Consider the following 13,182-nt stretch of genomic DNA (forward strand, 5'->3'; position numbering starts at 1 on the left):
TGCCTGTCGGTGTGGAAGGCGCCCCCGAAACGGCGGATCAGCTGGTTGACCTGCCCGGGAGTGACCCCTGCAGGGAGTGGGTCAGCGGCGTGGTGAAGGCCGTCATCAGGTCCATCGTCGCCCCAAGGCCACTCATCCCGTTGAAGAGCGACCCCAGGTCGGTGAACAGGCCGCCGATGTCGGCGATCATCGTGGCGACCTTGCCGGTGTAGACCGTGTCCTCGAGGAGCCTGTTGGCGATGATGGTCTCCAGGGCACCCACCGCGCCCGCACCGGCCGCGGCGACACCGTCGAGTTCGTCGGCGATCATCGGCATCTGCCGCGTCAGGGCGGTGATGTTTCCTCGTTCCATGGTCTGCATCGCGACAAGCCCGGCGGTCAGGAACGGCGCCATGCGGATTGCGACGTCGCTGGCCTCGTTGACCAGCTCGGTCAGCTTGGGCGTGAGGACCGGCAGCGTGAAACCGCCGGCGCTGCGGACCGCTGCAGTGATCGTGTAGTCCGCGGGGGGCTGGGCGAGCATCAGCGTTGCCCCCGCTGCGAGGCGGCCCTGGCCGGGTGCGGGGATCAAGCGCAGCGCATCGGACCCGAACAGGTTGCGCGACACGAAGCTGGCCGCGGTGTCGGGGGTCAGCGCCCCCATCGCCGTCGTCTTGATGCACAGGCCGATGCGGGTGGAGCCGGCCTGCGAGTTGTCGACGTTGCACACCTCCCCGACGGTCTCGCCGCGCATGTCGACCGGCGTTCCCTTCTGAACGCCGTCCGGCATGGCGGGCGCGACGATCGAGAACTCCGCGGTGTCGTCGCCGCGGGCGAACGGGTTGACCGCCACGAGGGTCACTACCGCGGCCAGCACCGCGGTCGCGACGATGCCGCGGCGGATGAATTGTTGGGTCGAGGGTTCGCGGGCGCTCATGCGAAGTTCAATCCGGAGTTCAGGCCCCAGAACAGCAGGGACAGCAACATGTCGAAGGTGACGATGAGGACGAGACTGGCGCGGATCGCCCGGCCCGATGCGACGCCGACCCCCTCCGGTCCACCGGAGGCGAAGAAGCCGTAGTAGGTGTGCGCGATGATGATGACCAGGGCGAACACGACCACCTTGATGGTGGAATAGATGACGTCGACGGGACTCACGAACGCCTCGACGTAGCGGTCGTACGCACCGGCCGATTGCCCGTACAGACCGCTGACGACCAGCCGCGACGTGAGGTAGGCGACGCAGAGGGAGACGAGGTAGAACGGCACGATCGCGGTGACGCCGGCGATGACTCGCGTGCCGACGACGAACGGGATCGGCCTGATCGCCTGCGCTTCGAGCGCGTCGATCTCCTCGGAGATCCGCATCGAGCCGATCTCCGCGGTCATGCGGCACCCCGCCTGTGCGGCGAACCCGACGGCCGCGATGATCGGGGCCATCTCGCGCGTGGCGGCGTAGCCGGTGATCAGTCCGGCCATCGGCGACAGGTTCAGCGACTGCAGACTGGTGACGCCCAAGATGCCGATCATGCCGCCCACGGTCACGCCGAGGACTGCCATCACGGTCGCGATCCCACCGCCGACCAGTATCGAGCCGTTACCCCACGTCACTTCGGTGAACGCGGCCATCGTCTGCTTCCGATACGCGCGCAGCGTGTGCGGCAGCCCCGCGAGGACATCCCCGATGAAGGTGACGATGCGGCCGATGTTCTCGAACGGCCGCCCCGCCGTCCGTCCGGCACGGCGCAGCGTCGGACGGTACTCGCTGGGCACGTAGGCGCCCGACGACTGTGCGGCCATCAGATCACCTGCACCGGGATGAACAGCGCGACGATCTGGGTGATGATCAGATTGATCACCATCGCAGCCACGATCCCGAGAACGACTGACGCGTTCACCGCGTCGGCGACACCCCGTGCGCCGCCGCTCGCGTCGAGGCCGCGCCGGGCCGCGATGATGACCACGACGAATCCGAAGGCGACGGATTTGAGGATGCAGATCGCGAGGTCCGTCATCGAGGCGTAGGCGCCAAACGACTGCCAATAAGAGCCCGCGACGACTCCCTGGCCGACGATCGCCACCACGAAACTCGCCGCGACGGCGATCACGATGATCAGCACCGACAGCACCGGAGCCACCAGGACCATGGCCACCATCCGCGGTGCCACCAGCCGACGGGTGGGGTCGACGCCGAGCGTGCGCATCGCGTCGATTTCCTCGCGCACAGTGCGGGCCCCCAGGTCCGCGGTGATCGCCGATGCGCCCGCTCCGCCGAGCAGCAGGGCGGTGGCCATCGGCGCACCCTGCTGGATGACCCCCATCCCGCCGACCGCGCCGGCCATCGACGTCGCACCGAGGTTACTGGTGAGACCACCGATTTGGACGGCGACGATGACGCCGAAGGGAATGGCCATCAAGAGGGCGGGCAGCACCGTGATGCTCAACAAGAACCACGCCTGTATCACCAACTCACGCAGCGGGAAGCGGCCCGCCACCAAGTCGACGACGGCGATCACAGGAGTCCTCGTACCCAGCCGGACGGTCTGCCCAAGGCTGTGCAGACTAGCTGCTATCGCCAACTCTCCCCCTCGTGAGCGATCGGAATTGAGACGACTTGCGCCTGCCAATCTCAAAAGTGACACTGAGCATTGCACACTAGCGATAGTGATTGCAATCACGCAGGTGTGGCACAGTTGAACGGAGTACGAAAACGGGCACAGGGCCACCCTTGGAATCGGGCGATCGGGCCCACAACAGTCGGAGCATTCGCGCAGTGGACACAGCAACGCGGGAGTCCAGACGCCGCACCATCTTGCGCGAACAGGAGTCGCGCATCGTCGATGCAGCCGCGGCCGAGTTCCGCCGCGCCGGGGTCAAGCAGGCCGACATAGAACGGATCGCGCGCGATGCCGGTGTCAGTCGCGCCACGGTCTACCGGCGATTCGCCAATCGCGACGAATTGCTCGCAGAAGTCATCGCGCGCGTACGCCGACGATTGCTCGGGAAGGTCGCCGACCGGGTCGAGGGACTCGACGCAAAGTCTGTGGTGGTCGAGGCGTTCACCCTCGCCATGATCGACATCCGCCACGACGCACTGCTGCAACAGATCCTCGGGGACTCCCCCGAGACCGTCGACGCGCTCTTCGGCCTGTCCAGCCCGCAGGTCCAGGACATGATCGACGAGTTCGGCGAGCGGATCGCCGTCACGCTGCGCTCGGCCGGCGCCGCCATGCCCGACGCCGAGCTGCGCCAGGCCGCGGAGGTCCTCGTCAGACTCGCCATTTCCCTGATGTCGGCGCGATCGACCACCCTCGACACCGACAAAGAGTCGGCCGTACGAGCATTCGCGGGCACGTTCCTCGCGCCCATGATCTGGTAGACGGCACTAACCCCGGCTCACTGTTGTTCGAGGGTCTCGGGCGCTCGCAGCATCTCGGGTACTACCGTCGGTAGTCATGGTCGAGTTGGCGGTCTCCCCCACCCATCAGAAGCTGCGTGATCGGGTCAAGCGCTTCACCCGCGTCGACCTCTTACCCTCCGAGGAAGTGCAGCGCGTATTCGTCCGGGATCACACCTCCGGCGACCCGGTGGCCGAGCGGTTCGTCGCGGAGACCTACCACGGCGATCTCGGCCCCGAACGGTCCCGCGAACTCCTCGACGAGGCGCTGCGGGTGGGCGTCGACAACGTCGCGGACGCACCGGAGTCGATGCGCGCACTGTTCGCCGAGTTCGAGACGATCCCGGACTGGGTGGATCCCGAACTCGTCGAGCAGGGCGCCGCAGTATGGCGGCGCTGGGCCTACAGTCTGGGCGCGGTGGGCAACGCCGGGACCATGGACACCTACACCGAGGCGTCGCTGGCCGTTCCGCTGTCGCTGTCGGGCGGCTACGCCGGTGCCAGCGCGCTGCACCGCTACCTGGAGACGAGCCGCTGGTGGCTGGAGGTCTGCCAGCCTGGTGCTGCACTGACCCCGGGGTCGCTGGCGCGTGAAGTATCGCTGAAAGTCCGGGTCATGCACGTGTCGGTGCGTGCCCGGGTGGCGCGCCACCCCGAGTGGGACGCACAGGAGCACGGACTGCCCATCAGTCAGAGCGAGATGATGCTGACCCTGTTGGGCGGGAGTGTCGGCCCGGCGTTCGGACTGTTCGCCCTCGGATTCCTCACCTCACCGGCCGAGATGCGCGCGGTGCTGCACTTCAATCGCTACCTCGGCCATCTCGTCGGCTGCCAGGTCGACGAGATGTATCCGACGACGGTCGCCGACGGCTGGCGACTGCTGTACTACTTCGACGCCACCCGCAAGAACGACTCCGGCCCCCTGGGACCCGAACTCGTCGAGGGTTTCGTCCCGTCCTTCGAACCAGCCGACGACGTGCACGGTCTGTCGCGGTTGCGCGCGCTGTACCACCTACACCTGCAGGCCGGGTACACGCGACTGATCATGCTGCCGTGGAACCGGCGCAAGTACCGTTTGCCGTCGGGGATCCCGGGCCTGCTGCTGTTGGTGAGCCGCGCGCCGTTCGTCGCCGTCATCGAGATCGCACGACGCCTGTCGCCGGCAATCGATCGCCGGTGGCAGGACGGGCAGATGCGCCGCTGGCGCCGGTGGCACACGTGGCACATCGGTCAGCGCGAGGAACGCTTCGACGCGGGTAAGCAGTTGCGCCGCTAACCGCACCCTGCGCGTCAGTCTTCGCCGTTGGCCCGCTCGTTCGCGACAGCCTGCGCGAGGACAGCGCCGCCGGATTGGGTCAGCGCCCGCCGCCACGGCAAGGTGCCTTCGATTTCGATCGAGATCGACATGCTCAGGACCGTTCGCAGTACGACGATGATGGCGAGGACGCCAACGTTTTCCAAGGACGGCTCTGAGGTGATCGTGCGGACGAGGTCGGCTGCGACGAGGATCTCCAGGCCCAGCAGGATCGCCCCTCCCATCGTCGTCCGCAGGAGCGCGAAGCTACCGTCCTGACCGCGCCACAGACGCCGCCCGGCGAGCGCGAACGAGACGAGGAACCCGACCACCATCGCGACGACGCCGGTGAGTTCGAAGCCGTCGGCAACGGCGTCGAACACTTCGTGCATCTTCACGCGTATCGTCCGGACGCCACGGCGCGAGCGCGCTTCTTCTCGGCTTCTTCCTCGCGGTTCTTGGGGGGCGCAGTGGTCACCAAAGCGTCGAGGAGGTGACGGGTGCTGTGCGCGATCTCCGCCACTGCTTGGTCGAAGGCGTCCTGATTGGCCTTCGACGGCTTGGTGGTTCCGGCGATCTTGCGGACGTACTGCAGCGCGGCCGCGCTCACCTCGTCAGAGGTCGCCGGCGGGTCAAAATTGTGCAGGGTGTGGATGTTGCGACACATGATCGCAACGGTACGCGGAGAGCCCGTGTGCAGCAGCACTTCTCGTCACAGGTAACGCGGTCCGAATTGCCGATCGCCAGCGTCGCCGAGCCCGGGCACGATGTAGTGGTTCTCATCGAGGCCGTCGTCGATCGCCCCGACCACCAGCCGTACGGGACATCCGGCCGCGGCGATGGCCGCGACTCCTTCCGGGGCGGCGACGACGCACACCGCGGTGATGTCGGTGGCGCCACGGGCGGCCACCACGTCGATTGCGTGGCGCATCGAGCCGCCGGTGGCCAGCATCGGGTCCAGCAAGTACACCGGTTGGCCGCTCAGGTCGTCGGGTAGCGACACCATGTACTCGTACGGAAGGGCCGTCTCCTCGTCGCGCGCGACGCCGATGAATCCGACCCGCGCCTCGGGGGCCAGGCGCAGCGCCGGCTCAAGCATCCCCAGGCCCGCACGCAGTACCGGCGCGAACAGGGGTGGGGCGGCCAGGGTGACGCCGTCGGCCGGACCGACCGGCGTCGTGATCGGCGTCGGAATCGTCTCCGCCCCGGCAAGTGCCTCGTAGACGAGCATCTGGGTCACCTCGGTCAACAGGCGGCGGAACCCGGCATCCCCGGTCCGCTCGTCCCGAAGCGCAGTGAGTCGGGCTGCCAGAAGCGGATGCGTGACCACCGTCGGGTCGAAATCGCCATCGTCCATAGCGAGCACCCTAGCGGCGGCGTCACTCCGAGGCGATCGGGGCGATGCCGTGGTCGTCGGCGATGGCGTTGATCGCGTGCGCCATATCCACGTCGGCATCACTCAACTGCCCCACCGCATGCGTGGTCAGCGCGAAAGCGACCGTGCCATAGCGGAATTCGATGTCGGGGTGGTGGTCGGCGGCTTCCGCGGCCGCGACGACGTCGGTGATAAACGCGAGTCCGCCGACCATCGTCGCCGACCGGTACCGACCGACGAGCACACCGTCGACGATCCGCCACGAATCGGGCTTACGCTCGTCGGCCTGCGCCGTTGTCAGCTTCTCGTACCGGGCTCCGCTCATAATCTCCGTTCTACCAGCGACCCGTCCGACCAGGAATAGCTCATGTGTTCGATTAATGGAGTAGTCTGGTGCTGTGAGCACGGCATTTCAAGACACCCTTTTCGGGGCGGCAGACACCGCACCCGCACTGCAGCCCTTGTCGTCGGCGACGCGCACCCACCTCGACCACGGCGCATGGGTCGATCTGCGCCCCGGATGGCTCACCGGTTCGGCGGGGTTGTTCGATGCCCTTCTCGACGGGGTGGCGTGGCGCCGCGAGCAGCGCCAGATGTACGACCGAGTCGTCGACGTGCCGCGCCTGGTCGCCCACTTCACCGAGAACGACCGGCTTCCCGAACCGCTGCTGGTGCGCATGCGCGACGAATTGAGCGAGCACTACCGCGACGAGTTGCCCGGCGGATTCGCTACGGCGGGGCTGTGCTGCTACCGCGACGGGTCCGACAGCGTCGCCTGGCACGGCGATCGGTTCGGCCGCGGCGCGCACACCGACACCCTCGTCGCGATCGTCTCACTGGGCTCGCCCCGGACCCTGCACCTGCGCCCGCGCGGCGGTGGCACTTCGCTACGGTTCCCCCTCGGTTCGGGCGACCTGCTCGTAATGGGCGGCTCCTGCCAGCGCACCTGGGACCACGCCGTGCCGAAGGAGAAGGCCGGCGCGCCGCGAATCAGTATTCAATTCCGGCCGACAGGCGTGTGGTGAGCCGCCGTGTGGGTGACCGCCGTCAGGCCTGGAACAGGATGACCGCGCCGAGGTAGACGAGATACGCGGTGACGAATCCGATCCCCTCGGCGCGCGAGATGCGACGGCCGGTGATGAAGACGGGTACCAGCACCAGGGTGACCGCGATCATGAGCGGGATGTCGACGTTGACGAGCTCATCGGTGACGCCGATCGGCGCCACCAGCGCGGTGACACCGAGGATAAGGGCGACGTTGTAGATGCTCGACCCGAAGAGGTTGCCGATCGCAAGGTCGCGGTCGCCGCGCACCGTCGCGACCATCGTCGTGACCAGTTCGGGCGCGGAGGTCCCAATGGCGACCACCGTCAGCCCGATCACCGCTTCGCTGACCCCAAGGTCGGTAGCGACTCGGACCGAACCGTCGACGAGCCAGACGGCGCCGACCAAGATGATGGCAATCCCGACGATCAGCCGACCGGCATCCCAAGCGACCGATCCATGTCGGCGGTCATCCTCCTCGATCTCGATGTCGGTTGCACCGGGGTCGCCCCGGCCGCGCAGTTCCACCCGCAGCACGACCGCCGTATAGGCGATGGCCACGGCCAGCAGCACGAGGCCGTCACGAGCCGTCAACTCGCCGTCGGCGGCGAGAACCCACAGCAGAACAGCACAGGCGACGATCGTCGGCAAGTCGATCTTGATCGTCCGTCGGCGCAGAGCCAGCGGAACGATCGCCGCCGACAGGCCCAGGATCAACAGGAGATTCACCATGTTCGTGCCGACGATATTGCCGACCGCCAGGGGCCCCGACCCACTGCGCGCCGCGTCGATGCCCACTGCCAATTCCGGCAGGCTCGTGCCGATGGAGACGACAGTCATGCCGACGATCATCGGCGACACGCCCATCCGTGCGGCCAGCTCCGACCCGCCCGCGACCAGCGCTTCGGCGCCGACGATGAGCGCGAACAGTCCGATGCCGACGAGGAGGTAGGCGTTCACCGCCCGAACGCTACCGGGACCGCAGCGCTGCGGGTTGGGATACGCCCGACGCCAGGAAGGAACTACTGAGCGTCCGTATCCTGTTGAGGTGACCGCGGCATGGCGTGATCTGGTTCCCGCGACCGCCACCGACGATGTGGACTCGTTGTTCGACGACGTGCTGGCAGTCGCGCACGGCAAACTGTCCAGCCTCGGTCTGTTCACCCCCTTCTTGGTGGCCATTGAGGAAGATGGCAACAGGGTGACCCGCATGGCCGAGACGTCCGGCGATGATCGTCAAGTCCGCGAGTCGTTGCTCGTTCGCGACGATCCGGCAAGGGACGATCGAAGCGCACTGCGGGCGTTTGCCATCGCCGTCGACGGAGCAGCCCATCACGGCCGGGATGCGTTCCAAGTCCACCTTGAGCATCGCGACGGCGTCGCGGTGACTCTCCTCGTACCGTATGAATTCGGGTCCGCTGATGAGCCGCAATTCGTGGTGGCGCACCTCGTGGCGACGTCGACGGAGGCTGTGCTGTGGGGTGCGCGAGGCTAGGCCAGGGAGCCCTCTACGACGATGCCGACGCCCGCAGTGCCCCGGGCAGGGATACACCCGACGACAAGAAAAAGCAGATCGCACCGATGAGGGTGCCCCAATTCGCCACACTCGGGTCCAGCGACGATCCCGCGGCCGTGATGAACGCAGCGACGGCCGCAACGCCGAAGGCGACACAGCCGGCGAAGTTGATCTGCCCCGACCACCAATCGACCTTGCCGGGATCCCAGAACCGGTCGACGCGGACGAACGCGATGAGGACGAAGACTCCACTGAGGAGGAAGGCCACCGACCCGGCAGCATCCGGGTTCCACATGTAGTCCTTCTCCGCGGCGATGGTGTGGCTCATGAGCGCCGCGCCGGTGCTGACGTTGAAGAGCACCGTGCCGACGGACTGGGTGGACGCGGCGAGCCATTCAGCCCGGAACATCTTGCCCGGTGCGAAGTCGACGGGCACCGTCACCGCCCCGCTCAATACGAGCTGAACCATTCCGGCTGCGGTGAAGAACCACGAGCCGATGAAGTAGAGGACGTTGGCGAGCGTGCCCTGGTCGGCGTTTCCCCATATCGCGATCCCGGCGCCGACGGCGAATAGCGCGGATCCGATCATGAAGCCGATGCATTGCTTGACTGCGGTGGGTGTCAAGACGCGGCTGAAGGCCAGTGTCTGATCGGTCGTCGGCATTTGGCGAACTTTCCTTCGGCGAATCGGGTGCGGCGATGTTATCCCGCGTCGCCGCGCCCCCGGAGCGTATCCCCCCGCGTTGTCGGTGCATGATGGTCGACATGACTCAACGCAGTGGCACCGCGCCGGCGGGCGACCTCGAGATTTGTTACGACGAGTTCGGCGACGTCGATGCACCGCCGGTCCTGCTGATCATGGGACTGGGCGCGCAGATGGTCTATTGGCGCGAGGGATTCTGCCAGCAGATCGCCGATGCCGGCTATCGCGTTATCCGCTTCGACAACCGCGACATCGGATTGACCACCAAACTCGATGGCGCCCACGTCGGCGGCCCAGCACTGCCGTTGCGGTTGGGCCAGTCCGCGGTCGGTCGCGCCGTGGCCGGGGCGCCGTACACGCTCGTCGACATGGCCGGCGATGCGGAGGCGGTCCTGAACCACCTTGGGATCGAGCGCGCCCACATCGTGGGTGCCTCGATGGGAGGCATGATCACGCAGGTTTTCGCGGCCGAGCATGCCGACCGCACCGAGACTGCGACGGTCATCATGTCCAGCAACAACCGCGCCTTCCTTCCGCCGCCCGGCCCCAAGCAACTGCAGGCACTCCTCAGCGCGCCTCCCAAGGATGCCGACCGCGAGGCGATCATCGCCCATACCGCCGGAGTCGCCCGCATCATCGGTAGCCCGGTCTATCCGGTCAGTCGCGAAGAAGCGCTCGCGCGCAGCACCGAGTACTACGACCGGAGCTACTACCCGGCCGGGTTCCTCCGTCAGTTCGCGGCCATCCAGGGCACCGGTTCACTTCAGCGGTTCAACGAGCGCACCACCGCGCCCACCCTGGTGCTGCATGGCACGCACGACAAGTTGATGCGGCCCACCGGTGCCAAATCGGTGCACCGCTCCATCCGTGGTTCCCGGCTGCACATGGTCGACGGAATGGCCCACGACCTACCCGAGCCACTGTGGGATGAGATCGTCGGCACGCTGACCGGGCACTTCGCGCAGACCTGAGACAAACACGCACAAGGCCGACGGTGGTGACCAAGTATTGGTCACCACCGTCGGCCCAAGTGCTAGTCGGCGTAGGTGCTAATCGCTCAGGAAGGAGCCCAGCGCCTTCGCGACGAGCTTGATACCGGTCTGTGGCATCACGCGGCCGAGCAGGTCGAACAGCACCGCATCCTTGCCGATGCGCACGCGGAGCTTCTCCTTCTCGATCGCCGTGGCGATCTTGATGGCGGCGTCCTCCGGGCTGGTGGCGAGTTTCTCCGCCAGGCCTTCATTGACGTCGCCCGGCCGTTCGACACCGGAGTTCTCGGTGATACCGGTGTTCACCGCGCCGGGGAACACCTCGGTGATGCTGATGTTCGATCCGCGCAGTTCGGCGTAAAGCCCCTCGGTGAGCAGGCTGACCGCGGCCTTCGACGCGCCGTACGCGCTCTGGCCGGGCACCGGCACCAGCGCACCCATGCTGGCGACGTTGACAATGCTGGACTCCGGCCGCGTCACGAGGATGGGCAGGAACGCCTTCACCATGTTGACGGTGCCCCAGAAGTTGACGTTGATGACGCGTTCGATGACGTCGAAGTCCAGGTCGATGATGTCGACGAACGGCTGGATTATGCCGGCGATGTTGACCAGACCGTCGACCTTCCCGTGCTGGTCGGCGACCGACGCAGGCAGCGCCAGCACCTGCTCGCGGTCGGTGATGTCGAGTGGGTGCAGGCTCAGCCGGTCTCCGGCGTCGGCCAGGTCCGCAGTCTCCTTCAAGCCCGCCTCGGAGATGTCGACGGCGGCGACCTCCGCACCCCGCGACAGCAGCTCGAGTACCGTCGCCCGGCCGATACCCGCTCCACCGCCCGTGACGACGAGCACCTTGCTTTGCAGCTTCATTTCATTGCCTCTCTCAGACCAGCGCAGTAGCGCGATCGGTCAGTGTATGCCACGTCCCTCAGAAGCGCGGGATCAGCGGATTACCGGGAGCGATCTGCCCGCAGTTCGTCGGCGCCGGACGTCCGGCCGTGCGGTCGGCGATCCAGTCGATGGCCGTCGGCAGCCACGCGACCATCGTCGGAACGTGGCTGAGCGCGTCGTACTGCACGTACTTGACGGCCCGATTGCCCTGGGTGCAGTACTGGCGAGCCAGGGTGCGGACGTCCCCGGCGACCATCACACCGTCTCCCGGCCCCACGCCGGGGATCGCGTTGTTGGAGCCTTCGAGTGTGCCGTTGGCACCCTGCCCGAAATACAGCGGTGCGGTCGGCGTGCCTGCCGCGCCGAGATTGATCTTGGCCACCGACTCCATCAACGGCTTGACCTTGTTCGGATCGGCGTACTGCGGGAGAGCCAGCTGCTGCCAGGTCAGGCCCGGATACTGCGCCAACACCTCGCTGATGTGGACATAGCGGAGCTTGTTCACGATCTGCTTGCCGTAGGGGCTGAGGTAGGGCATCAGGTCCACCTCGTAGGACCGTCCGACGCCGATGACGGCCATCGGGATCACCCCGGCCCAGACCAGGCTGCCGTTGACATACCGCAGGTTGCGGGCCGGGTTGACGAGAATTCCACCGGCGGCCGCACCGGTGAGCCGACGATTGACGTCGGGCGCGTATCCCGGCGCGAGCGCCGCCGCCCACACAGTGCCGATCGCGCCGCCGGAGTAACCGAGCAGCCCGATTCGAGCGTCCTTGCGCAATCCGGTCACCGGGGTCGAGACGGCGGCACGGATGGAGTCGAGGGTGGCCATGCCGTACTCGGGTCCCGCGGCGAAGTCGGCGGTGCGGCCTTCGATGTCGGAGACGATGACGGTGTAGCCCTTGTCGAGCAGCGGGTCGATCGCCTGCTTGTCTGCCTCAACGGCCTGGGACATGCCTCCGGGGACGTTCGCGAAGAAGCGCGACGGACCGTCGGCCGGGTCCAACGAGTCGTAGAACGACTGGTAGGACACCACCTTGTTCGAATCGGCACCGCTTCGGGGCACCAGGACCGTGGTGGTGTTGTACGTCGGCCGCTTGAGCGCATCAGTGGTGCGGTAGACGATCTGGACCACCTTGGCGTTGACACTCGAATTCGACAGCACGCGAGTCTTCAGCACCGACCCTGGCGCTCCCACCAGCGATCCGCCGTAGGTGAAGAAGCTAGTGGGATCGGCTAACGCGGTCGGCGTCGTCGCCGCCATGCCGCCGGACACCAGGACCGCCCCGGTCAGTACTGCGCCAATCACTGCTCTGCGTGCCAAACGTCTGCGCTCCTCGTCGTGGATCCCTAACCGGACTCGACAGTCCGGTTAGGATTGTGACTGGCACCTCCGGAAGAGTCAATTGCAGGACGGAACACATGGCATCCAATCGCGGACCGGCCGCCGCACCGGAGAATCGTGCGGCCCTGCTGACGGCTGCCCGCACGCTGTTCGCCGACGAAGGTGTACAGGTGCCGCTGGCCCGGATCGCCGAGCAAGCGGGCGTGGGTAAGGCCAGTTTGTACCGGCAATTCGGCGATCGCGCCGGCTTGATCCTCGCCGTCTTCGCCGACAACGTCGACGAACTGGAGCGGGCCGCCGCCGATCCGCGCGCCACCGCCTCATCCGTCGCCGAGCTGGTAGCCCGTCAGCTCGTCGAGTCGGTCGGATTCCTTTCCGTCGTCGCACCGGCAGCGAATCCCTCGAACCCCGGATTGGTGGGGCCGGGAAGCCGCGTGGCAGACCTGTTCGGCGCGATCCTTGCCGACGGGCGCCACGGCGAATACCGGGACGACATCACCGTGCGAGAACTCATCGTCGCGATCCACATGTTCGGCGCGCTGCTCTACACAACCCCGGAGGGCAATCGACGCGCAGCCGCCGAGACCGGCTGGGCATTGGTGCGGCGCGCGCTGCAATAGCAGGCACCGTCACCCAGACCACCTGGCGATCGTTC

17 protein-coding genes are annotated in these 13,182 nt (G+C 66.9%); 6 read left to right on the top strand and 11 right to left on the bottom strand.

Translation table 11 applies throughout. The features are described 5' to 3' along the window. Nucleotides 1-37: 37 nt before the first annotated feature. Genes B4L26_RS06820 through B4L26_RS06830 form a run of 3 tightly spaced genes read right to left on the bottom strand, consistent with a single transcriptional unit; the run spans nt 38 to nt 2,495 of the window. The gene (locus tag B4L26_RS06820; RefSeq protein ID WP_290717365.1) at nt 38-916 is read right to left on the bottom strand and encodes a mammalian cell entry protein; all 879 of its coding nucleotides are present in this window, start codon (nt 914-916) and stop codon (nt 38-40) included. Then, nucleotides 913-1,779, bottom strand: a complete 867-nt coding sequence (locus tag B4L26_RS06825) for an MlaE family ABC transporter permease (RefSeq protein ID WP_290717367.1) — start codon at nt 1,777-1,779, stop codon at nt 913-915. The genes B4L26_RS06820 and B4L26_RS06825 overlap by 4 nt, the downstream gene beginning before the upstream one ends. Further along, nucleotides 1,779-2,495: an MlaE family ABC transporter permease gene (locus B4L26_RS06830; protein WP_409563453.1), complete on the bottom strand. Its 717-nt coding sequence runs from the start codon at nt 2,493-2,495 to the stop codon at nt 1,779-1,781. The genes B4L26_RS06825 and B4L26_RS06830 overlap by 1 nt, the downstream gene beginning before the upstream one ends. Before the next feature lie 257 nt (nt 2,496-2,752). On the opposite strand from B4L26_RS06830, the gene B4L26_RS06835 reads away from it, so the two are divergent. Next, nucleotides 2,753-3,358: a TetR/AcrR family transcriptional regulator gene (locus B4L26_RS06835; RefSeq protein WP_290717370.1), complete on the top strand. Its 606-nt coding sequence runs from the start codon at nt 2,753-2,755 to the stop codon at nt 3,356-3,358. 76 nt (nt 3,359-3,434) lie between these two features. Beyond that, nucleotides 3,435-4,652 carry an oxygenase MpaB family protein gene (locus tag B4L26_RS06840; protein WP_290717372.1) on the top strand — a complete coding sequence of 406 codons (1,218 nt, stop codon included), beginning with the start codon at nt 3,435-3,437 and terminating at the stop codon, nt 4,650-4,652. Nucleotides 4,653-4,666: 14 nt separating this feature from the next. Here the strand turns inward: B4L26_RS06840 and B4L26_RS06845 are convergent, their stop codons facing one another. From B4L26_RS06845 to B4L26_RS06860, 4 genes are read right to left on the bottom strand one after another with little or no spacing between them, the layout of a single operon-like run. Then, entirely contained in the window at nt 4,667-5,068 is a 402-nt protein-coding gene (locus B4L26_RS06845) for a DUF1622 domain-containing protein (protein WP_290717374.1), read from the bottom strand. Further along, nucleotides 5,065-5,337 (bottom strand): DUF2277 domain-containing protein, encoded by a 273-nt coding sequence (locus B4L26_RS06850; RefSeq protein ID WP_290717376.1) that lies wholly within the window; start codon nt 5,335-5,337, stop codon nt 5,065-5,067. Before B4L26_RS06850 ends, B4L26_RS06845 begins: the two co-directional genes overlap by 4 nt. Nucleotides 5,338-5,382: 45 nt before the next feature. Then, the gene (upp, locus tag B4L26_RS06855; RefSeq protein ID WP_290717378.1) at nt 5,383-6,027 is read right to left on the bottom strand and encodes a uracil phosphoribosyltransferase; all 645 of its coding nucleotides are present in this window, start codon (nt 6,025-6,027) and stop codon (nt 5,383-5,385) included. A 22-nt stretch (nt 6,028-6,049) separates the two neighbouring features. Then, on the bottom strand, nt 6,050-6,370 hold the full coding sequence (locus B4L26_RS06860) for a 4a-hydroxytetrahydrobiopterin dehydratase (protein ID WP_290717380.1): 321 nt from the start codon (nt 6,368-6,370) through the stop codon (nt 6,050-6,052). Between the two features lie 73 nt (nt 6,371-6,443). Here B4L26_RS06860 and B4L26_RS06865 point away from each other — a divergent pair, with 73 nt between their 5' ends. After that, entirely contained in the window at nt 6,444-7,070 is a 627-nt protein-coding gene (locus B4L26_RS06865; protein WP_290717382.1) for an alpha-ketoglutarate-dependent dioxygenase AlkB, read from the top strand. A 22-nt stretch (nt 7,071-7,092) separates the two neighbouring features. Here the strand turns inward: B4L26_RS06865 and B4L26_RS06870 are convergent, their stop codons facing one another. Next, complete coding sequence (locus B4L26_RS06870; protein WP_290717384.1) at nt 7,093-8,049, bottom strand: calcium/sodium antiporter; 957 nt, start codon at nt 8,047-8,049, stop codon at nt 7,093-7,095. Between the two features lie 88 nt (nt 8,050-8,137). On the opposite strand from B4L26_RS06870, the gene B4L26_RS06875 reads away from it, so the two are divergent. Beyond that, nucleotides 8,138-8,584, top strand: a complete 447-nt coding sequence (locus B4L26_RS06875) for a hypothetical protein (RefSeq protein ID WP_290717386.1) — start codon at nt 8,138-8,140, stop codon at nt 8,582-8,584. Between the two features lie 13 nt (nt 8,585-8,597). Here B4L26_RS06875 and B4L26_RS06880 read toward each other — a convergent pair whose 3' ends face one another. Next, a complete protein-coding gene (locus B4L26_RS06880; RefSeq protein ID WP_290717388.1) occupies nt 8,598-9,269 on the bottom strand; it encodes a hypothetical protein in 672 nt (223 codons plus the stop codon). Nucleotides 9,270-9,370: 101 nt separating this feature from the next. Between B4L26_RS06880 and B4L26_RS06885 the strand changes: the two genes are divergently transcribed. After that, nucleotides 9,371-10,279, top strand: coding sequence for an alpha/beta fold hydrolase (locus B4L26_RS06885; RefSeq protein ID WP_290717390.1), 909 nt, complete (start codon nt 9,371-9,373; stop codon nt 10,277-10,279). A gap of 78 nt (nt 10,280-10,357) precedes the next feature. On the opposite strand, the gene B4L26_RS06890 is transcribed toward B4L26_RS06885, so the two are convergent. Both B4L26_RS06890 and B4L26_RS06895 read right to left on the bottom strand, forming a co-directional pair. Continuing rightward, on the bottom strand, nt 10,358-11,161 hold the full coding sequence (locus tag B4L26_RS06890; RefSeq protein WP_290717392.1) for an SDR family NAD(P)-dependent oxidoreductase: 804 nt from the start codon (nt 11,159-11,161) through the stop codon (nt 10,358-10,360). Nucleotides 11,162-11,219: 58 nt separating this feature from the next. Beyond that, complete coding sequence (locus tag B4L26_RS06895) at nt 11,220-12,506, bottom strand: lipase family protein (protein WP_290717394.1); 1,287 nt, start codon at nt 12,504-12,506, stop codon at nt 11,220-11,222. A 98-nt stretch (nt 12,507-12,604) separates the two neighbouring features. On the opposite strand from B4L26_RS06895, the gene B4L26_RS06900 reads away from it, so the two are divergent. Next, entirely contained in the window at nt 12,605-13,147 is a 543-nt protein-coding gene (locus B4L26_RS06900; RefSeq protein ID WP_290717396.1) for a TetR/AcrR family transcriptional regulator, read from the top strand. Nucleotides 13,148-13,182 lie beyond the last annotated feature (35 nt).

This window comes from Gordonia sp. UBA7599 (genome assembly GCA_002477755.1).
GTDB lineage: Bacteria > Actinomycetota > Actinomycetes > Mycobacteriales > Mycobacteriaceae > Gordonia.